At 57.4% G+C, this 21,695-nt stretch carries 17 protein-coding genes; 16 read left to right on the forward strand and 1 reads right to left on the reverse strand.

Annotated features, from left to right (window positions below):
• Positions 1 to 60 precede the first annotated feature (60 nt).
• From P0111_05065 to P0111_05125, 13 genes are all read left to right on the forward strand, one after another.
• Positions 61 to 1,371 (forward strand): nitric oxide reductase, encoded by a 1,311-nt coding sequence (locus P0111_05065; GenBank protein ID MDF0643376.1) that lies wholly within the window; start codon positions 61 to 63, stop codon positions 1,369 to 1,371.
• Between the two features lie 42 nt (positions 1,372 to 1,413).
• Positions 1,414 to 2,451: a cytochrome c gene (locus P0111_05070; protein ID MDF0643377.1), complete on the forward strand. Its 1,038-nt coding sequence runs from the start codon at positions 1,414 to 1,416 to the stop codon at positions 2,449 to 2,451.
• A 49-nt stretch (positions 2,452 to 2,500) separates the two neighbouring features.
• Positions 2,501 to 4,276 carry a c-type cytochrome gene (locus tag P0111_05075; protein MDF0643378.1) on the forward strand — a complete coding sequence of 592 codons (1,776 nt, stop codon included), beginning with the start codon at positions 2,501 to 2,503 and terminating at the stop codon, positions 4,274 to 4,276.
• Between the two features lie 81 nt (positions 4,277 to 4,357).
• Entirely contained in the window at positions 4,358 to 4,987 is a 630-nt protein-coding gene (locus P0111_05080; GenBank protein MDF0643379.1) for a molybdenum cofactor guanylyltransferase, read from the forward strand.
• Positions 4,988 to 5,001: 14 nt separating this feature from the next.
• Positions 5,002 to 6,021, forward strand: coding sequence for a glycosyltransferase family 9 protein (locus P0111_05085; protein MDF0643380.1), 1,020 nt, complete (start codon positions 5,002 to 5,004; stop codon positions 6,019 to 6,021).
• A gap of 53 nt (positions 6,022 to 6,074) precedes the next feature.
• Positions 6,075 to 7,829, forward strand: a complete 1,755-nt coding sequence (gene argS, locus P0111_05090; GenBank protein MDF0643381.1) for an arginine--tRNA ligase — start codon at positions 6,075 to 6,077, stop codon at positions 7,827 to 7,829.
• Positions 7,830 to 7,852: 23 nt separating this feature from the next.
• On the forward strand, positions 7,853 to 9,046 hold the full coding sequence (gene tgt / locus P0111_05095) for a tRNA guanosine(34) transglycosylase Tgt (protein ID MDF0643382.1): 1,194 nt from the start codon (positions 7,853 to 7,855) through the stop codon (positions 9,044 to 9,046).
• On the forward strand, positions 9,040 to 9,372 hold the full coding sequence (gene yajC, locus P0111_05100) for a preprotein translocase subunit YajC (protein ID MDF0643383.1): 333 nt from the start codon (positions 9,040 to 9,042) through the stop codon (positions 9,370 to 9,372). The genes tgt and yajC overlap by 7 nt, the downstream gene beginning before the upstream one ends.
• Positions 9,373 to 9,401: 29 nt before the next feature.
• Positions 9,402 to 11,045 (forward strand): protein translocase subunit SecD, encoded by a 1,644-nt coding sequence (gene secD / locus P0111_05105; protein ID MDF0643384.1) that lies wholly within the window; start codon positions 9,402 to 9,404, stop codon positions 11,043 to 11,045.
• 15 nt (positions 11,046 to 11,060) lie between these two features.
• Entirely contained in the window at positions 11,061 to 11,978 is a 918-nt protein-coding gene (gene secF, locus P0111_05110) for a protein translocase subunit SecF (protein ID MDF0643385.1), read from the forward strand.
• Positions 11,979 to 12,048: 70 nt separating this feature from the next.
• Entirely contained in the window at positions 12,049 to 15,228 is a 3,180-nt protein-coding gene (locus P0111_05115; protein ID MDF0643386.1) for a PAS domain S-box protein, read from the forward strand.
• Positions 15,225 to 16,676 carry a sigma-54 dependent transcriptional regulator gene (locus P0111_05120; protein ID MDF0643387.1) on the forward strand — a complete coding sequence of 484 codons (1,452 nt, stop codon included), beginning with the start codon at positions 15,225 to 15,227 and terminating at the stop codon, positions 16,674 to 16,676. Before P0111_05115 ends, P0111_05120 begins: the two co-directional genes overlap by 4 nt.
• Positions 16,677 to 16,771: 95 nt before the next feature.
• Positions 16,772 to 17,107 (forward strand): hypothetical protein, encoded by a 336-nt coding sequence (locus P0111_05125; GenBank protein MDF0643388.1) that lies wholly within the window; start codon positions 16,772 to 16,774, stop codon positions 17,105 to 17,107.
• A 237-nt stretch (positions 17,108 to 17,344) separates the two neighbouring features.
• On the opposite strand, the gene P0111_05130 is transcribed toward P0111_05125, so the two are convergent.
• Positions 17,345 to 18,424, reverse strand: a complete 1,080-nt coding sequence (locus tag P0111_05130; GenBank protein MDF0643389.1) for a WD40 repeat domain-containing protein — start codon at positions 18,422 to 18,424, stop codon at positions 17,345 to 17,347.
• 170 nt (positions 18,425 to 18,594) lie between these two features.
• Between P0111_05130 and P0111_05135 the strand changes: the two genes are divergently transcribed.
• The 3 genes from P0111_05135 (at position 18,595) to P0111_05145 (ending at position 21,613) form a co-directional block, all read left to right on the forward strand.
• Positions 18,595 to 19,593 (forward strand): hypothetical protein, encoded by a 999-nt coding sequence (locus P0111_05135; protein MDF0643390.1) that lies wholly within the window; start codon positions 18,595 to 18,597, stop codon positions 19,591 to 19,593.
• Positions 19,594 to 19,638: 45 nt separating this feature from the next.
• Positions 19,639 to 20,232 (forward strand): 4Fe-4S dicluster domain-containing protein, encoded by a 594-nt coding sequence (locus P0111_05140; protein ID MDF0643391.1) that lies wholly within the window; start codon positions 19,639 to 19,641, stop codon positions 20,230 to 20,232.
• A gap of 409 nt (positions 20,233 to 20,641) precedes the next feature.
• On the forward strand, positions 20,642 to 21,613 hold the full coding sequence (locus P0111_05145; protein MDF0643392.1) for a molecular chaperone TorD family protein: 972 nt from the start codon (positions 20,642 to 20,644) through the stop codon (positions 21,611 to 21,613).
• Positions 21,614 to 21,695 lie beyond the last annotated feature (82 nt).

The following is a 21,695-nucleotide window of genomic DNA, read 5'->3' on the forward strand; positions in this document are numbered from 1 at the left end:
TGAGGGGGGCAGCGCATCGTCCGCTGCCTCCCTCCGGTGTAGCCGCAGGAGGTTACAACTGTGGGTAATCTGATTAACGAGGCCCTTTCGATGGGGTGGATGGTCCTGGCCATTCTCGTCGGGCTGCTCATTTACTTCCAGGTCTCCATCCCCGATCCCGCGGCAAAGAAGCGGGCGGTATTCAAGACTTTTATCGGCATCGTCGCCGCGTTCTTAATGTTCATCGCGATCGCGAATTACAAGAACAATTTTTACGGAGAGAATCGGTTGTTGCCGGTCTCCCTCGTCATGATCACGGCGACGACGTTTGTGATGGCTCTGTATTTCACCAATCTTGCTGCGTTGCTGAAGATCGGTGGATTCATGTTCTTCGTGGCGGCCTTCCTCTCCGGGTACGGAAACTGGTTGCCTCAAGTAGAAGGAGGATTTCCTCCCAAGGAAGAGAAGTTGGACTTTAGTTCGATGACACCTCAGCAGTTGGCCGACGAGGGCGAGAAGATCATTTTCGGAGGCATCGGTCAGAACAAGGTCCAGGGTGCGATCGGTAAGGGACAATGTCCTCTGTGCCATGCATTCCATGCGGGAATGTTGGGTGAACGGGCGCCTAACCTTCTCGGTCTTCCGGAGCGTGCGGGCAAAGAGCGACTTGAAGACCCGAAGTATTCCAAGGGCAATCCTTCTAAGCGGGAGTATGCGGATAAAGAAGCCTTTCCCGGATCGGGAACAGCGGAGAATGGCCAGGAGTACATTGCCGAGTCTCATTCATGCCCCAGTTGCTATGTCGTTGCAGGGTACGGTGTGAAGGGAACCAACGACAAAGAGAGCCCGATGCCCAAGATTCACAAGCCACCGATCTCGCTCTCGCTGCCTGAACTGGCGGCCGTGGATACGTGGTTATATGTCCGTGAAGGACGTGAGTCGCCTTCTTTTGAGGAAATCACCAAGTCCTATGAGAAGTTCATTCCGGAAGCTGAGCGTCCGAAAATGCAAGAGGACAAGCCGGCGGCCGCAAGCGCGTTATTGGCCGACGGGTCCGAACCGGTAGACCAGATTTTTGCCAAGGCGCAGTGCGTCGTCTGTCACACGATTCCTGGTATACCCGGTGCCACCGGTACCCAGGGACCCAAGCTTGAAGAGGGGACGAACGCACCGACCAGAATCAAAGATCCTGGCTACAAGGGCGCCGCGCACAGCACTCCCGAGTACATCATGGAATCGATCGTCGAGCCCAGCACCTACGTGGTGAAGGGATTCCCGGACAACCTGATGCCGAAGGTTTTCGGCCAGAAGCTCAGCGCGGGGGCGCTGAAGAAGATTGTCGACTACCTGTCGCAGGTGAAGGCGGGAGCACCGCCACCCAAGATTTCCTAATTGTTGCGGTTTATCGTTCGAAGACTAAGAGGGAGTTAACCCATGAAAGCTTTGATGTCCGTCGGTGCGCTGGTTGGGGTCATCGGACTCCTCCTGCTGGTCGGGATGATTTTCGACGTCGTCCCGTCGAACACCGTGCGCTTGGTTGAGGGCTATATGCCCATGCAGATGATCACGGAGTTGGCGATCTTCGTGGGCAGCTTCGCGGGACTCAGTTATATGCTCAGTGCGATGGGGATGGGCATCCCGCGGTTCTGGCAGGGAATCGCCTTCTGGGCGTTTATTTTGCTGTATCTGAAGTTCCGAGTCTATCCGCCCATTCCGTTCAGCGTGAGGGCCATGTACGGGACCGTGTCGCTCGTGGCGGTGTTCATGTGGATGTCGTCGAACGAGGAGGACTGGAAGAAATTCAAACAGCCGATCATGAACGTGATGGATGCGCAGACGGGTATGAACAAGCTGTTGCGCTATGCCTATCTGATTCTGTTGCCGATCCTGATAGGCGGATTTTCCTACAATGCCATGGTGCCAAAATCCGAAGAGCCGATCGAGCTTCGGACTGTGCATCCGGCTCCTCCGGCCAGCACCAAGGTGCACGGGAAGACGTATGTACTGCAGACCTCTCAGAATCCCTACCGAGTGAATCCTGAAGGCAAGTACGATCAGGAATATACCAATGCCAACATCGTGGAACAGGGTATGGGCCGGCTCATGAAGCCGAACGCCAATCCTTGGGACCAGAACGCGCAAGGCTACCTCAAGTATGTCCGCGAGGGTGGAGAAATCTTCTTCCAAAATTGTCACTTCTGTCACGGGGATAATCTGAACGGCCGCGGGCTTCATGCCTTTGCCTTCAACCCAATTCCGGCCAATTTCACAGATCCGGGCACCATTGCCCAGCTCCAGGAGACCTTCATTTTCTGGCGTGTATCAAAAGGCGGAATCGGGTTGCCGAACGAAGGCTTCCCCTGGGCATCCGTCATGCCGCCCTGGGAGCAGCACCTGACCGTCGACGAAATTTGGAAGGTCATTCTCTTCGAATATTGGCATACCGGTTACTATCCCCGTACGTGGGACTAATAGGCCGAAGGCTTTTTCGATAACCTGGACTTAGATGAAGAGGATAAACATGAGAAAGAGTGCAAGTCAGAAGCTAGGAGTGGCTGCCGCTGCCGCCTTCGGCATCATCCTGACTTCCGGGCAGATCGGCATTCCGGTAGTCGGGGCCGAAGGGCTACCGGAGGGATTCAAGAAGGGGGACCTCGCCCCAGAACCCTCCGCCGAGATGATCGAAGCGGGAAAGCGGGTCTACTTTACAAAGTGTGTGTGGTGTCACGGAGTCGATGGAGCGGGTGATGGCCCTGGTGCAGACCGTCTGTGGCCTCGTCCTCGCAATTTCAATCAAGGCACCTTTAAGATTCGTCACACGGCGAGCGGCGAGCTCCCCTTGTTCGACGCAAAGAAGCCCATAGCAGGTCAAAACGATTTGTTTGAGACCGTCACGCACGGCCTCCCCGGTTCGGCCATGCCCTCGTGGGAAGGTATCCTCACCGAGGAACAGCGACTTCAGGTGCTCTCCTTCGTCACAACTCAACTCGTAAAGGATCGGAAGTTCACGGACAAACAGTCGGAGACGCAGACGATCCTACAGCTCACTGAGCTGAAGGCCAAACCGGCGAACGCAGAGAGCGTGAAGCGTGGCTCCGAGCTGGTTGTCGAAAGGAAGTGCATTGAATGTCACGGAACGGAAGGACGAGGTGACGGAAACGCGTTCAATCTGAAAGACGACTGGGGCTTTTCCATTCAGCCTGCGGACTGGCACAAGTGTTGGAACTTCCGCGGCAGCCGGCAGGATCCCTACAACGTGAAGAACATTTTCCGAACTTTCTCTACCGGAGTGAACGGGACTCCGATGCCGTCATTCGCGGATAACACCACGGTCGATGAGCGGTGGGACATTGCGAATTTTGTGAATTCGTTATGTGAGCGGGATGCCGAAGGCAATCCGCTCCCGATCGATCCTCTGACCGACAAGCCGAAGATCAATTTCGTTGTGCCTGCTAATCTCGTCGAAGGGGAGATTCCGGCCGATCTTGAGAATGAAGCGTGGCAGAAGGCCCCTCGCCGGTATGTCGCGATGGGTGGACAGATCACCCACAAGCCTCGGAACTTCGTCAATCGGATCGACGATATTTGGGTGCGGGCTCTGTACAACGATAAGTCACTCGTGTATTTGCTGGAGTGGGACGATCGGACCAAGAGCGTTGCGGAAGGCAAGCTGCCTTGGGCTCCCACGCAGGTGAACATCGATGTTAAGGAGCAGGATCCCAAAACTGGTGAGGAAGGGTCTATTGCAGCCAATCAGAATAACTACAAAGTGTACAACGATGCCATCGCGATTGAGCATCCGGTGAAGTGGAAGGAGCTGCCAGCTCCGATCAAGCCGCGCTACCTGTTCGGGACGAACGACCAGTTCCCGGTCGATATCGTCAAGTGGGAAGCGGATGGGTCTATCCGAGCGTTCAAGGGAACGGGGTGGGACAAGGATTTTGAAGAGCGCGATACCTATGAGGAAAGTCTTAAGGTCCTCAAGGCTGAGTGGAAAAATGGTCGGTGGTACGTCATGATCCAACGTCCCCTGGGTAATAAGAAGGATCAGGACTACGATGAGGATACGTTCTTTGAGGTCGGCCAATATGTTCCCACGGTGTTTTTTGCCTGGGACGGACACAATGGGGATGCAGGACGTAAGATGGCCGTCTCGGCTTTCTTCTATACGTTCCTGAATCCTCCGATTCCGCGAGAGACCTATATCTATCCAGCCGTTATTGCGTTTGGAATCGTACTGCTGGAAGGGTGGGTGATGACGCGGCGGGCAAACAAGAGGAAAGGGAAGACCCTCTAATCGCTGGAGAGAGGTCAACGTTTAGAGGGGGTGGGGAGACCCACCCCCTCTTTGTTTTTTAGCCTGCCGAGATGACCTCCTATGATCACCGATGTCGCTGGTATCCTGCTCGCCGGCGGAATAAGCCGGAGAATGGGAGAAGACAAGCGGTTTATCGAGATCGGTACACGCACCCTGCTGGAGCGAAGCCTCGACATCCTCCGTTCGGTCTTTCAGGACGTCATGATCGTGATTGCGCAAGACAGTCCCGAGCTTCGGTCCATCGTTCCAGTCGCCCGTGATCTCGTGGCTGATTGCGGGAGTCTCGGGGGACTTTACACGGGATTGAGACATGCCCGAACGAGCCGGGTTTTCGTGGTCGCTTGCGACATGCCCTTTTTTAATCAGGAGACCGTCCGATACTTTGTCGATCTCAAGAGCGAGGCGGACATCGTGATGGCGAATCTGCACAATGGGCGGCATCCCATGCACGCGCTGTACGGGCGGCGGTGCCTGCCGGTCATGGAATCCATGATGGCAGCGAGAAACCTGCGGATTCACAGACTGCTCGAACATCCCGAGCTGAAACCCCATACAGTCACCTCGGAGGACTTGAAGTTGATCGACCCCGACGGGCGAGCGTTCCTAAACATCAACACGCCGGCCGATCTTGAATTGGCCAGGTCGATCTTCGCGGCCGACCGACTTCGGAATCGTCCTGGCCAACCGTGATACGAAGCGTCGTCATGATTCATCCCGGAGCCTTGGGGGACGTGCTGCTCGCCTTGCCTGCCATCGGCTTCCTCCGCAGAAAATTCCCCGGTCATGAATTCTTGCTCTGTGCCAACGATGAGATCGGGGAGTTGCTGAGAGATTGTGGTGTCATCGATGGATGGATGTCGGCACGGGGATTCCGCTTCGGCCAGTTGTTCGGCGGCTCCGTCGAGGCGGGAAGCGAGATCTGGGGTTGGTTGAGGAGATGCGATCTGGCCGTCGCCTGGGTCGGCGATGAAGGAGGGATCCTGGAAGGAGTTCTCAGGAGATACGTACAGGGAAACGTCACGGTCTGCTCGCCCTTTTCCGATGTACTGTCTTCGGCCCATCAGAGCGATCGATTTCTGGAAGCGTTGGGTGAAGCGTCGAAAGAGTATTCGCGGCCTGGTGCGCTGCAGTTACCTCACCGTCTCCTCGAACTTGGGCGCGCACGGTTTCGCGAGGCTGGCATAGATCCCGATCGAGAAATCATTCTGCTCCATCCCGGAAGCGGAAGTCCGTTGAAATGCGCCAAGCCGGAGATACTTGCCGAGGTGATTGACAGTCTGAGACAGGAGGGATGGAGCCTTGCCTTGCTGGAGGGACCGGCCGATCACATACCGGTCGTCGAAGTGATGCGCCTCCTGAAGGAACGAGTCATGATAGTGCGGGATCTGAGTCTGGGATCGCTCGCCGGTGTGCTGGCGGCGACCGATCTCCTCGTGGGACATGATTCCGGAGTCAGCCATCTGTCGGCATCGCTCGGAGTGGAAACTATAGCCCTCTTCGGTCCCACCATGACGGAACGATGGTCCCCCCTCGGGAGTCATGTGACCGCTGTGAGGGCCGATGCCTGTCGATGTCGTGCTTGGGACGCAGTCAGCCGCTGTGTCGAACGACCGTGTCTGGGCATCTCGCCGCGTACCCTATTGGATATCTGCCGGCAGCGGCTGGCTCGCCGCAACCCCTCGAAAATCCTCACGAAGCGCCTTGTCTCCGAACAGGTCGTGTGATAGAGTGACAGGCTAATTTTCTCTTTCAATGCTAAGGACTTAGGAGCGATTGGGTGTCTCAGGGTGTGGTGCTGCACAAAGTCACCAGCGCGTTGCTTGGCGCTCTGAACGGAGCGAAGAAAAAAGGGCTGCTGAGGACGGAATCCTGGCCTGTTCTAAGCCTGGACGCGCCCAAGCGTCCGGAGTGGGGGGATCTCGCTTCGACCGTGGCCATGTCGCTCGCCTCCTCTGAACAACGAAGCCCGCACGATATCGCCCGGATCATTGTCGAAGAATTGGCGCAGGACGACCGATTATTCGATCGTGTCGAAATCGTCCAGCCGGGTTTTCTCAACCTCACGGTGAAGCCGGCCGTTTGGCAGGAAGTGTTACGCGAGATTGAAGCTCAGGGTGACGGCTATGGGCGAAGCAATTCAGGCGGCAGGCGACGAATCCTCATCGAATTTGTAAGCGCGAATCCGACCGGTCCCTTGCACGTCGGACATGGTCGTGGAGCGGCGGTTGGGCAAGCCGTTGCCAATCTGCTGGACGCCGTCGGATACGATGTCGTCAGCGAATACTACATCAACGATGCGGGTCGTCAGACAAAACTCCTGGGCGAATCGGTCTATGCCCGCTATCAAGAATTGAGCGGCCGTCCGGCGGACTTCCCGGTCGACGGGTATCACGGTGCCTATATCACCGCCGTGGCGGAGCGACTGCGGCAGCGCCGGGAGTCCTCCGACGAAAGTCAGGGGGGCGACGATCTAGGAGAGCGATGCCGCCGCTTCGCTCTCGATGACCTGCTGAGTGTGATTCGACACGATCTGCTTGCGTTCGGTATCGAATTCCAGTCGTGGTTCAGTGAGGCATCTCTCCTGTCCTCCAATGCCGTCGAACGGGTGTTGGATGACCTGAAGTCTCGACAACTGTTGTTCGAGCAGGACGGAGCCTGGTGGTTTCGATCCTCTCGATTTGGAGACGAGAAGGACCGCGTCGTCAAGAAACAAGACGGAGAGTATACCTATCTTGCATCCGACATCGCCTATCATTGGGACAAGCTGCAGCGAGGATATGATTTGTTGATCGATGTGTGGGGGGCGGACCACCATGGGTACATTTCCCGCATGCAGGCCGTGATGCAAGCCTACGGGCATCCGAAAGAGCGACTCCAAGTCGTTCTCGTGCAGCTCGTCAAGCTTCTGCGCGGCGACGTGGAAGTGAAGATGTCGAAGCGCACCGGTGAGTTCATCACCCTTCGGGATGTCATCGATGAAGTGGGAACCGATGCGGCGAAGTTCTATTTCCTCATGCGGGATTCCAAGACGCATCTCGATTTCGACCTGGAACTGGCCAAGCAACGGTCAGCCGAGAATCCCGTCTACTATGTACAATACGCTCATGCCAGAATCTCCAGCCTCTGGCGGGTATCCAAGGCGCGCGGCATCGATCGCCCCCTGCCGGGCCGGACCGACTTGGGAGTGTTGACCGACCCGGATGAACTTGCATTGATCCGCAAGCTCTCGGCATTTCCTTCCGTCGTTCACGCCAGTGCCCTGTCGTACGAACCCCATCGGCTCACCTATTATTTGCAGCAGCTGGCGGGCCTGCTTCACGGATTCTATAACAAGCATCGGATTCTTCCACCGGCTGCCGACAAAGAGGCTGTGGACGGCGATTCCGTGGCCGTGACGTCAGAAAAAGAAACGCAACGGGAGCTCGTCGACTCCGAACGGACGGCCGCGCGCCTGGCCTTGATGGCGGGCGTACAGCAAGTGCTCCGGAACGGCCTGTCGCTGCTTGGAATCTCCGCGCCGGACCATATGTAACTGAGAGTCAGGCCGGCAACAGCATGGAATTCACACTGATTCGGACAGCTCAGAGCGGGTTTGCAAGGTTGGGTGTGCTGACGACTCCCCATGCCCGAATCGAGACGCCTGCCTTCATGCCTGTCGGTACATTGGGGCCGGTCAAGGGGATCGATCCTCAAGAACTGCGGCAACTGGGCTTTCAATTGTTTCTGAACAACGCCTACCATCTGTACCTGCGGCCCGGACACAAGGTGATTTCGGATCTCGGCGGCTTGCACCGGTTCACCGGCTGGCCAGGAGCCATTCTAACCGACAGCGGTGGTTTTCAGATCTTCAGCTTGGCCGGGCTGTGCCGGATCACGGACGAGGGCGTGACTTTTCGATCGCACCTGGACGGATCGACGCATGGCATCACTCCGGAATCCGCCATTGAAATTCAAGAGGATCTTGGGGCCGACATCATCATGGCCTTCGATCAGTGTGTGGCGTTGCCCGCTGACCGAGACACCTTGACGGACTCGGTGCGGCGAACCACGCTGTGGGCCGGACGATGTCAGAACAGCCGACGGAGAACGGACCAGGCCCTCTTCGGCATCATCCAAGGGGGGCTGGATTCCGAGCTTCGCCGGAAGTCCGCGCGTGAGATTGTCGCACTCGATTTCGACGGCTATGCCATCGGAGGGCTGTCCGTCGGTGAACCCAAAGAAGAGATGTATCGGATGTTGGACATATCGGCTCCCGAGCTTCCCTCCGGGAAGCCTCGCTACTTGATGGGAGTCGGCATGCCGGAAAATCTCATCGAAGGGGTGGCGCGTGGTATCGATCTGTTCGATTGCGTCATTCCGTCTCGTCATGGGAGGACCGGATGGCTGTTCACCGAGTTCGGGCGCGTATCCATCAAGCAAGCCAGATACGCGCGGGATGAGCGGCCGATCGATTCCGACTGCGCCTGTCCGGTCTGCGCACGATATTCGCGCGCCTATCTGCATCATTTGTACAACGTCAAAGAGATGTTGGCCTCGCGTCTCAATACGATGCACAACCTCTGGTATTTTTCCGATTTCATGCGCCGGATGCGCGCGTCCATCGCCAATGGAACGTTCAGGGATTTTCGGGACACGTTTTACCGTATGCGGGCAGAGGCCCCCTCGGAATTCGTCGGCGCGACGGAGGCCAACGGCGGCCACGAGGCCGGGAGGGCTCGGCGCAGAGAGGAGCAGACTCGTTTATGTTGATGGCATCCGTTGCATGGGCTCAAGGGACTGCCGGAGGGGGGAGCGGCGCGAGCACCATCTTGTCGCTCGTTCCGTTCGTGTTGGTGTTTGTCATCTTTTATTTCCTGCTGGTGTTGCCGCAGCAGAAAAAACAGAAGCAGCAACGAGCCATGTTGGAAGCCCTGAAGAAAGGCGACCGGGTCATCACGTCCTCCGGCGTCTGGGGGGTTGTGGCGAATCTGAGCAAGGAGACGGTGACACTGCAAATTGCCGACAACACCAAGGTCAAGATTCAGCGGGAACACATTGCGCGGCTGCGCGCCGATGATGACGAGAAAGAGTCGTAGGCTCAAGCATCAAGGGGACAAGAGACACGATGAAGAAAGTGAGCGGGCGGTTGACGTTGTTGGCGCTGGTCGTGATCGCTTCGGTGGTTGCGTTCGTGCCGTCGGTTCCGGATGTGTATCAAGGGTTGCCGGGATGGTTGAAAACCCTGTTGCCCAACAAGGGCATCACCCTCGGGTTGGATCTCCAGGGCGGTATCCACATGGTGATGGAAGTCGACGAGGATCGGGCGGTCGAAATTGCGGTCGACCGGTCGCTGACGTCGCTGCAGGACCTTCTGGTGGACAAGAAAATTCCGGCGGAGTCGGTCAAGCGTACGAGTCCGACCGACATCACCATCCAATTCCAGAATGCCGACCTGAAAGCTCAGATCCAAAAATTGATCGACGACTTTCCGACCTTTGCGGAGAAGGACTCGGCAGGGTCGGCCAACACGCTGGTGTGGGAGCTTCGGGAGTCGGAGATCAAGCGCATTAAGGATTCCGCGGTCAATCAAGCCCTCGAGACCATCCGCAATCGCATCGATCAATTCGGCGTGGCCGAACCGATCGTGCAACGGCAGGGCTTGAAGCAGATCGTGGTCCAACTGCCCGGGGTCAAGGAGCCGAAACGCGCCAAGGATCTGATCAAGGAAACCGCGTTGCTCGAATTCAAGATGTTGGACGAGGACAGCCAAATCAGATTGGATCTGCCTGCCAGGGTGCCGAAGGATAAAGAAGCCGAGGTGCTCAAACAGTTCGAGGGCAAGTTGCCGGAGGGCGATCAGATCCTCTTTGAGCGGGCGATCGATAAGGACACGGGACGGGAGTACCGCATTCCGTATTTGGTCAAGAAACGGGTCATGCTGACGGGCGACGTGCTGAGCGACGCGCGTGTGTCGATCGGGCAATTCAACGATCCGTACGTCTCCATCACGTTCGATGCCAAGGGCGGGCGTGAGTTTGAGCGCATCACAGGCGACAATGTGAAAAAGCGGATGGCGGTGGTGCTCGACAACACCATCTATTCCGCTCCTGTGATTCAGGAGCGGATCTCCGGTGGGCGCGCGCAGATTACCGGAACTTTTTCGACGCAAGAGGCCAATGACCTCGCCATCGTGCTTCGGGCCGGCGCCTTGCCGGCGCCGCTGAAGATCGTTCAAGATCTGACGGTCGGTCCGTCACTCGGCCGGGATTCGATCGAAAAGGGCATCAAGGCGACGTTGGTGGCCGGGGCGATCGTCATGATCTTCATGATCGTCTACTACCGGCTGTCCGGTCTCATCGCGGACGTGGCGTTGATCTTGAACCTGATCTGCCTGATGGGGGCGTTGTCTGCATTGACGGCCACATTGACGCTGCCGGGGATTGCCGGCATCGTGCTCACGATCGGGATGGGGGTCGATTCGAATGTGTTGATCTTCGAGCGGATCCGCGAAGAACTTCGATCGGGGAAAGCGGTCCGGCTTGCAGTCGACGGCGGCTACGAGAAGGCATTGCTCACCATCGTCGATTCCCACGTCACGACGTTGATTACGGGAGTCGCACTGTTCCTTTTCGGCACCGGTCCGATCAAGGGCTTCGCCGTCACCCTCTGTCTCGGCATCGCCATCAATCTCTTTACGGCCTTGGTCGGGACCAAGGTCATCTTTGACATCGTCAATCAACGCCGCAAGGTCGATCAGTTGAGTATTTAGGTCGAAGGAGCCTGCATGCTGGAAATCTTGGGAAAGACGAACTTCGATTTCATGGGCAAGCGGAACATCTCGTTCCTGTTCTCCGGTATCATGGTTGTGCTGGGAATACTGGCGATCATTCAAATCAGCCGCGGTGCGGCCAACCTGGGCATCGACTTTGCCGGCGGCACGGCGGTGCAGCTGAAATTCCAGCAGCCGATCAAGATCGACGAAGCCCGGAACGCGCTGGAGACGAATGGGTTGGGAGATGCCGAGCTACAAGAATTCGGCCAGGACAACAAGTTGCTGATCCGGGTGAAGGCTTCCACGACGTTGGAACAGAAAACGGCGGAGCGCGTCGTGGCGGTCTTTTCGAAGGAGTTTCCAGGGAACACCTTTGTGGTGGATTCCAGCACGGAAATCGGACCCACCATCGGCAAGAAGCTGCAGGAAGATGCGTTGATCGCGGTGCTCGTGTCGTTTGCCGGCATTATCCTCTACGTTGCCGCCCGCTTTGAACTGCGGTTCGGGGTGGCGGCGGCCCTGGCGACGTTCCACGACGTGCTGGCCGTTCTGGGGGCATTCTATCTGCTCGACAAAGAGATCACGCTGTTGGTCGTGACGGCCCTCTTGACCTTGGCGGGCTATTCGCTGACCGACACGGTCGTGGTCTTCGACCGCATTCGCGAGAATCTTCGGATGCGGCGTCGGGACAGTGAAGAAGTAATGATCAACAATGCCATCAACCAGGTGTTGAGCCGCACGATCGTGACCAGTCTCACTGTAGTGTTGGTCCTGATTCCCCTGACCGTCGCCGGCGGAGAGGTGTTGCACGATTTCTCCCTGGCGCTGTTGTGGGGGGTGATCTTCGGAACATACTCGTCGATCTTTGTCGCCAGCCCCCTGTTGCTCCTGTGGCCGGGGACGACGGGGCGCTTACTCAAACGCGCCTAGGTTTGAGCGATAGTGAACCGGCTGCCCTGCGGGCAGAGTCGGGCGGTCTCTCGCATAGGCAGACACGTTCATGAAATTCTGGAGTCGATCCCACAGTCTCCAGCATAAGATCATCACGGCGATCGTGATGGTCGGACTTCTGCCTCTCACCATCCTGCTCGTGTTGACCTACCTGGAAGAACGCCGCGCCCTGCGCGAGACCAGCGGGACCAGCTTCAAGGAAGTCGCCGTCGAAGCGGCCCGCCGGATTGAAATGCATGTCAGCCGCGGCATGAACGAGGCGCAACAGCTGGCGACGACTCCCTTCCTGCGCACGGCGGTGGCGGAAGCCAATCGGACGTACGAGGGAAAGGACGCGCAACAGATCCAGGAGGTCATCAAGGATTGGCAGCAGCGGTGGAAGCAGCGGGACAAGCGGAGCGAATTTCCGCTCTTCATCAATCGAATCGTGACCAACTATCTGATCCGGTGGCACGACATCCGAAAAGCCGATTATGTGGGTATTCTGGTCACCGACGTGCAGGGGGCGCTGGTCGTCAGCTCCATTCCCCAGGTGGAGTACTTTTACGGCAAGACCGGCTGGTGGCAGGCCCTGGTGAAAAGCGGGACCCGTCAACCCTACGTCGGCGACATTGCCTTCGACCCTTCCTTCGGGACTCATGTCGTCGTCGTCGCAGCTCCCATCATTGACGATCAACAACGGACGGTCATCGGAGCCATTACGATTTTGTTGCGGCGGGATACCCTGTTCCATTCCATCGCCGAGGTCTCCATCGGCGCGACAGGGCACGCCATGTTGTTCAGTTCGGACGGCGTTCCGCTGATTTGCCCGATTCTCTCCCCGGAAGAGCATACCGTGAAACCCGAACTCATCCAGACGCTCCAGATGCTCAAGGCCGGCTGGGCCGTGGCGTCCGATGATTCTCATGGGAGCCGCGATGCCTTGATCGGATTCGCTCCTGTTCGGTTCAGTGATCGGCTCGCGCCCGGCAGCATCGGAGGGAAACAGTGGATTACCGTCATCCGCCAAGACCCAAGAGAAACCTTCGCCCCCCTCGCCGATCTTGTCGCCAAGGTTCTGCTGTACGGGTTGGTCGTGTTGGCGGTGCTGTGGGGAACGGGCTTAGTGGTGGCCAGGCGGATCGCCAGGCCGATTAAGCTGTTGCATGAGGGCGCGAGAGAACTCGGCAGCGGCCGCCTGGAACAGCGATTGGTACTGAAGACGGGAGACGAAATCGAAGGGTTGGCCGGCGCCTTCAATGAGATGGCCGAGAACCTACAACGGTCATTCGGTCAAGTCGAGCAGCGGGTAGTGGAAGTCCGCAGGCTGGAGGAAAAGTATCGCGACCTCATCGAGCACTCACCGGAGATGATCTATCAGTTGGATCGGAGCGGACAATTTGTTCACGTCAACAAGACGGGATTGGACAAGTTGGGTTATCACTTGGATGAAATGCTGGCGATGAAGCTCTGGGATCTGGTCCCGCAAGGGCAGGCTACCCGAGTGTTACAATACCTCGAACGGCTGGTTTCGCAGGGGCAGACGACGATGGAAACGGTCTTGTTGGCCAAGGACGGACGTCCGATCGATGTGGAGATCCATGCGACCGCCTTGTTCGATCAGGAGCGAGGCGGACTCGTGCATTCTCGTGCGTTCGTGCGCGACGTCACCGAACGGCACCGCCTTGAACAGGAGCTTCAACAATATACGTCGAAGCTCGAACAGGCCGTGACCGAACGCACCAAGCAGCTGGTTGCCTCTCAGGCCCGGTACAAGGCCCTCTTCGATCTCGTCGCCGACTCGGTGTTCATGGTGGACCCCAGCGGCACGATCGTCTCGGTCAACAAGCGCGAGGAGCAGGCGCTCGGGTATGCGGAGCCGTACATCGTCGGGCGCAGCATTTTGGAGGTTGCACTCGAGGCCTATCGAGAGCCTCTGCGACTGTGGCTGGACGACATCAACACGGGTCAGCAAAAGGCTCCCACCCAGGAGATCACGGTGTACAACGCCGCCGGCGTGGAAACTCCGGTAGAAATGGATCTGATTCAAGTCGGAACTCCCGATCAGCTGTTGGTCATGGTGCAATTGCGGGATATAACCGACAGAAAGAAACTTGAGCGGCAGCTGCAGACCTATCGGGAAGAGCTCGAAATCAAGGTCAAGGAGCGGACCAGGGAGATCGAACAGACCAAACAGTACTTGGAGAATCTGCTCGAGAATGCCAACGACGTGATCTATACGCTCGATACGGACCAACGGTTCACATATGTCAACAGCAAGGTCACCGTGTGGGGGTATCGGAAGGACGATCTGCTGGGACGGCCCTACCTGTCGCTGCTCTCGAGGCGACATCGGGGACGTCGGTTGAAGAACACACTGGACATCGGCGCGAAGCAAGTCTACGAAGTCGAGGTGGTGACCCGCTTGGGGGAGGCGCGCACGGTGACGGTCAGCGTGTCGCCGCTTCATGGGGCCGACGGCGAAATTCTCGGCGTGCTCGGCATCGCGCGAGATATGACGGAAACCAAGCGTCTCGAACAGCAGATCCGTAACTCTGAGAAGCTGGCTTCGGTGGGAAAATTGGCGGCCGGAGTGGCGCATGAAATCAACAATCCTCTCGCCGGAATTCTGAACTGTCTGTACAACCTGCGCAAAGGCGCGCTCTCGCCGGCCCGACAGGAGGAATACTGGGCGTCGATGGAGGACGGCGTGCGACGGGTGCAGAAGATCGTCCGGCAGTTGCTCGATTTTTCCCAGCAGCACGACCCGGAATTCAGCTTGACGGACATCAATCAGGTGGTCGAACGAGTCCTGGTGCTCACGAACCATCTGTTCGCGTCCAATCGCATCGTCTTGGAAACGGTGCTCGGTTCCGCGCTGCCGAATCTGATGATCGACCGGCATATGATTGAGCAGGTACTCATGAATCTGGTTCTCAACGCCGTCCAGGCGATGAAGGGCGGCGGGATGTTGACGATTCGCACCTCCGTCGCGGAAGGGGTGTGCCTGGTCGAGGTGTCTGATACGGGATCGGGAATCGCCCCGAGCGTGCTGCCTCGCATCTTTGACCCCTTCTTTACGACGAAAGGCGAGGGAGAGGGTACGGGACTGGGATTATCCGTCAGTTTGGGCATCATCGAGCGTCACGGAGGAAAAATACACGTAGAGAGTGAAGTGGGCAGGGGAACGACCTTCACGCTCTGCCTGCCCTTGTCGAGGGATCGCTCGCTCGTGGAAAGGGCGTTATGAAGGGGTTGACCATCTTGCTGGTGGACGACGAGCCGCTCATGCGTCTCTCGATGGTGGATGCCATGGAGGCCGTGGGGTACGAAGTTCGCGCGGCCGCTACAGGAACGGAAGGGATCGAGGTGCTCCGCCAGAAGACATTTGACCTCGTCATCACGGACTTGCGACTGCCAGGCGCCGACGGCTTGGCGGTTCTCAAGGCGACAAAGGAAACGGCGCCGGAGACCGAAGTCGTTGTCATCACCGCGCATGGATCGGTTGAAACCGCCGTAGGAGCCATGAAACTCGGCGCGTTCGACTACATCACCAAGCCGTTCCAGATGGATGAACTGCTGCTCATCGTCGAGCGGGTTGGACGGGTCGTCAGGCTTCGCCGTGAAACTGAGGAGTTCAAAGAGATTCCCGATGACACGTTCTGGTTCGGTGGAATCCTCGGGACCAGCAGCCGGATGCGGGCGGTATTGGACCAGGTCAGGACGGCGGCGGGGTCGAATTCGCCCATTCTGATTATGGGAGAAAGCGGAACAGGAAAGGAATTGCTCGCCAACGCTATTCACCAGAACAGCCCCCGCAATCATCATCCGTTGATCAAGGTCAGTTGCGGTGCGTTGTCGGACGCCGTGCTCGAGGCCGAGCTCTTCGGGTATGAAAAAGGCGCGTTCGCGGGAGCGTCTCGGCAGCGAAGAGGACGTTTCGAACTGGCGCACAGAGGGACAGTGTTTCTTGACGAGATCGGTGAGATCCCGCTCGGTATTCAGGACAAGTTGCTTCGGCTGCTGCAGGAACGACAATTCGAACGTGTGGGAGGCCGCGAGTCGATCGAGGTAGACGTCCGTCTCGTCGGAGCCACGCGCGTCGATCTGGCCCAGGAAGTCGAGAAGGGGCGCTTCCGCGAGGATCTGTATCGATGGCTCGGCGCGGCGCAGGTCGTCCTGCCTCCGCTGAGGCAGCGTTCGGAGGACATCATGGTCATCGCGGAGCACCTCCTCCAAGCCTGCTCGGTCCGGACGAACAAGAAGTGTAACGGCCTTTCACCTTCAGCTCGCGATCTCCTGCTGCGGTATTCATTTCCCGGCAACGTGCGGGAACTGGAAAAGATCATTGAACGGGGCGTGGCATCCGGTCGCGACCATGAGATGATCCAACCCGCCGATCTTTGCGAGTTTCCGTCTTGTCCGTTCACAGGAGGGGTGCCGCAGGAATCCTGCGGCTTCTGTCAGGAAGGACTATCGGCTGGGGGCAAGGCCAAAGATGCACCGCTCACGTCCCTGTCCGCCGCTCGGGAAGAGTTCGAGAAGAGCCACATTATGTCCGTGCTGGGGCGTGTCGAGGGTAACCGAACCGCCGCGTCAAAGATCCTCGGTCTCTCCCGTAAGGCCCTCTTGGAGAAATGCAGACGCTACGGGATTCCCTCCGGCAAAGGTGAGGCAGAGGGCGAAGGGGAGACGTAGCATAGCCACACGCCGGCTGTATGCGGGGCCTAGTCCAGGCGAACAGCTCGAGGTTGTGGAATCCACCTCAACTGTGTGGTTGCCGACACGAAGCAATGGAACAGTCAGCCGCCTCTTACCTGGACAAGAGCAAAGCGGTCGATGCCTTCGTCAAGAATTCCGGCCTCGGTTTTGCGATTCCCTACCTGCACAATGGCCAGATGCACGATTATGTGCCGGACTTTATTGTTCGACTGAATGCCGAATCGGTGAGCTATCTGATCTTGGAAACCAAGGAGTACGATCCGCTCGAAGAGGTCAAACGGGCGGCGGCTGAGCGATGGGTTACTGCAGTCAATGCGGATGGGACTTATGGGCGATGGCGGTATGCGGTGGCAAAGAAGGTTTCCGATGTCTCTCAGCTAGTGGACGGATCGACTGTCTCTGCTTGAGACGCATGCCCGGCTGTATTTGTGGTGAAACAGAACGGCGACAGGCTTTCAAACGGCCTGTCGTCTTTTTTCCTTTCAGGTGGAGATCAGGGAAGACGGGCTGACTGGTCGCAACTCAGGAAATATCCTGCGGGTGGAGCAGTGAACGGGGTGCCCCATCGCGCATAGCGGGGGACCCCACACCGGGCGTGGGTGCGAGCACGGTAGGGCTGTTCAGCGCGACAGGACCCGCGAACCTTATTCCTGGGGTTCCGCGCCGCCTTCCCACAGCTTCACCGTCCGATCCCATGACGCGCTGGCCAGCTTGAGCCCGTCTGGAGACAGGGCGACGCAGCGAACGGCGCCTGTATGTGTCTTGATAGTTCTGAAGCAACGGCCCGTCGCCAGATCCCAGAATCGGATCGTATTGTCGTCGCCTCCGCTGATGAGCACCTTACCGTCCGGCGTCACCACCAGCGTTCGCACCCAGCTCGTATGTCCCCGGAGTATCCGGCGTTCGAGACCCTGCGGAACTTCGAATATCTTGATCGTCTGGTCCCGGCTGCCTGTGATCAGATATTTGCCGTCCGGAGTGAACGTCATGGCCCCGATCCAGTAGTCCATCGGTTTCTGAAATCCACCATCATCTTCGATGAAGTATCCGCGTGTTTCGGTGCAGTCTTCTTCGTCCTCTTTCCAGTGCCCGTTATGCAGGACTTTTTCCTCCCCGCTCGGCAAGACTTCCCAAATCTTGATCTTGCCGATGTCCGTCCCGCTGGCCAGGTGGATGCCGTCGGGAGAAAAGGCCACACAGACCGACCAATGGTGATCGAACTGATCCTTACCCAGCAGGGTCATCAGTTCGGTTCCGGTCGTCACTTCCCAAATCTTGATGTCCTTGTTATGGCTGCCGCGCGCCAGCATCAAGCCGTCCGGCGAGAGGGACAGACTGCAGACATTGTGATCGTATCGACTGAAGAGGAGCTTCAGCGGTTCACCGGTCTTGGGGTTCCACAGTCTGATCGTCCGGTCTTCGCTTCCGGTCGCCAATGTCTGCCCGTCCGGCGTGAAGGCCACGGCCCTGATGTCATTGGTGTGGCCGCGCAGGGAACGAAGGAGCCGTCCGGTTTCGATGTCCCAGATGCGGACGAGACGGTCCACACCGGCGCTGGCCAACGTGAGTGCATCAGGGGCAAAGGCGACGGACCAAATTCCGTGGGAGTGTCCCCGGAAGGTTTTCACCTCTCTGGCTCCCGTGGTCCAATATTCCAAGAAGTCGATGTTGGGATGCTGTGATGTCGGCGCCGGAACCGTCGAAACAGGACTTTGTTCAGCCATGAGAATACCCGATCGTGATGGGGTTGATTCGTGGGCCGGCGGCGGCCGGCTCGATTGCAAATCGTCGTTTTAGGTCAGTATAATTTCCCTTTCAACATTGTCGATCGTAAGAGAAGCCCGGTCGTCAAGTCAAGCCGCGGTCAACGCTCACTTCGAGATTGGGGAACCCTATGGAACTTCGCTTTCAGCCGGCCCTGTTGCAGGAAGTTATCGATTCCTTCGTGGAGAAGACCGAACGGGAAGGAGATCCCACCTATTATAAGGAATTCCATGAGCTGGCGGATCCGATCTACGAGAAGTTCACGCTGGACGATCGCGAGAGCGAATTCAAGAAGCTGTATCAATACTTGTTCGGGACGTGGGGCTTTTCCGACATCATCAGGGACGCCTTCGATGAATACCCGGTTCTCAAGGATCAGGTCGGGATCGTCCTGGTCAAGGGCGTGCTCAAAGAGGACCAGGAAGGCGTCGACATTCTTCGCAAGTGGGGCTCCGTCGAACACGAATTAGCCAAGCAGTTTGAGGAGAAAGGGTTGAAGGGGGTCGGCATCAAGCTCATTCCCCGTCGGTTCTACGATCCCGCGCTCACCCGCTACTGCCGGCATGAATTGATGCATATTTCGGACATGCTGAGCCCGCAATTTAGTTATGACCCCGATACGAAGGTCGGTCAGAACCCCGGAGAGGAAACGTTGATTCTCCAGCGGTATCGTGTGCTGTGGAGCTTGAGCGTCGACAGTCGGCTGATGGCGGTGGGCAAGGAGCCGATGCTCCGGAAAGAGGATCGCTTCAAGGAATTCCGGTCTTGGTATCGAAAGATTCCGGCCCCTCAATTGAAATCTGTGTTCGAGGGTTTGTGGCAAACAGGGTTCTTCACCCATTCCGAACTGATCGAGATGGCGACGGATACTCTGCGGGTGATGGATCGTGCGGTGGATGTCGAAGGCGGGGAAGTGCCGGAAACCGAAAACAAGGTCATGTTGATGCCCGGGTTCCCTTGTCCGCTCTGTCGTTTTCCGACGTATTCGTGGGTGGAGGATCTGGGAAGTAAAATCGAAACCTACGTGTTGGATTTCATCCGAGAGAATCATCCGGGATGGGACGTCGAATTCGGCGCCTGTGATCGGTGCGTAGAAGTGTACAAGCTTCGGGCTGACGGCGTGATGTAAAGAAGGCTGAGGCTCCGGTCGAGATGAACCTCAGTCTGCTTTTCAATGGCTACTGATCCCAAATATGGTCGTCGGGACTTTCTCAAGGACTCTGTGCTGTCCGTCGCCAAGGCCGCGCGAGAGTACTCCAAGCATGCCGAGGTCCTTCCCGAAAAACCCGCCGCGGCTCCAAGAACCGATTGGTTGCGCCCGCCGGGAGCGGTTGCTGAACCGCTGTTTCTGGATCGATGCACACAATGCGGCGATTGTGCGAAAGCTTGTCCGCACGGCGCCATCGTCTTTCATCAGGAGGATGGGACGCCGATCATCTTTCCTGACCAGACGCCCTGTTTCCTCTGCGAAGATTTCCCCTGTACCGCGGCCTGTGGGACGGAGGCCCTCGTGTCGGTCCCTGATCGGGACCATGTACAAATGGGGATGGCGGTTGTCGCCCATCGTCTATGCACCGCGGCGCAAGGCTGCCATGCGTGCGCCTCGAAATGCCCCACCGAGGCGTTGTCCATGGACTTTGATGGACAGCGGTTGCTGGTCTCAGAAGAGAGGTGTGTCGGGTGTGGTCTCTGTGAGCAAGTCTGTAAAACGGTCAATGATCACATTGCGATTCGAGTGACGCCCTTCAGGCTGCTGTCCGGCACCTAGGCATAGGAGTCTGCCCGAGTCATGCCATTCTACTGCGGTAAACGATCTGCAGGTATCTGCATCGTTCTCGGCCCGAAAAAATCCTCAACGTATTCCAGCCAATACGCTTTCGGTTTTTTCGAGCCATGCGCCGCTCATCTGCCGGCAGCTCCTTCGCCTCGCCACGAAGGATTACTCGGACAGACTCCTAGCCTGTCGTAGGGGGAGGGGAGCACGAGGTCGACCGAAGGAGCCTGTGCGAAAATTTCGGTATTTCAGATGGTTAAGTTTCGTCCATGTGAATAGGAGAACGTGCTTGACATCACCCGAGCCATTACCTATCATACCCGAGCTTGTGCCAGGGGTTTGACCGCATATGCCGGAAAATCTAGGCCACGGTACAAGGTCACACCGAGGAGCTGATTCTCATATGACGAGTAAACAGCCGGTACCAAATGTTTCCGCCTCCGGAACTGCCGTCATCTCGACCCCGACGCCGATCAAAGACTCTCCCGCCGTCGAACGTGCTCTCAATCGCAGCAAGATTTACCTTCTCGTCTCCTGGAGCCTGTTGTACCCGGAAGACGACGAATTTCTCGACTACGTGCAATGCGGCGAATTTGTCGAGGATGGTCGAGCGGCTGTCGAGGCCTTAGAGAAGGCGCTTGACGGCATCGACGGCGATCGCGCGAAGCAGAAGTTGAATGCATTGAAAAAGCAGTTTGATCAGCTGGAGAAGCTGGTTGCGTCGGAATGTGTGAATTGGCATCTGACCGATCTGCAATCAGAGCATCGCCGAGTCTTCAGCAATGTGATCACCTTGGACTGCCCGCCCTACGAGACCCTTTTCGGTAACGACCACGTGTTTGCGCAGTCCCACGTCATGGGTGACATCGCAGGCTTTTACAAAGCTTTCGGCGTGGAATTATCGAAGGACATTCACGAACGACTCGACCATTTGAGCGTTGAGTTTGAGTTTATGCATTTTCTGGCGTACAAGGAGTCCTATTCGCGTTGCCACGATGGAACGGATAAAACTCAGATCGTCGTGGAGGCGCAGAAGAAGTTCGTCAAGAACCACATCGGACGGTGGGTTCCGTTGTTTTGCCGGATGTTGGTCAAGAAAGCCGATTCCGGGCTCTTCAAGCTGGTTGCCGATATGACCGCGGACTGGATGGATTTCGAATCCGCCTTTCTCGGCGTGACTCCTCAACCCTATTCAGAAACGGATTATCGGCCTGCGACGTTCAACGCTCCGGAAGGGCAGACGTACGAATGCGGCGCGCAAGACCAGGGGAATGAGCTCAGCCTGTTGTTGAATGAGACCGGTGCACAGGATTTCATGGATCAGGGGGAGAAGAACAAAAACAAAGAGGAGGGGGGACCCGTCGGGACTGCGTAATATCCGCATTCATGTCCGGTGTTATTATTTCCGTTTCTCGGGAGTCATTTGGGTCACAGTTTTTAATCACTTACTTGAGAGG

The sequence above is a fragment of the Nitrospira sp. genome (assembly GCA_029194535.1).
Taxonomy (GTDB): Bacteria; Nitrospirota; Nitrospiria; order Nitrospirales; family Nitrospiraceae; genus Nitrospira_C.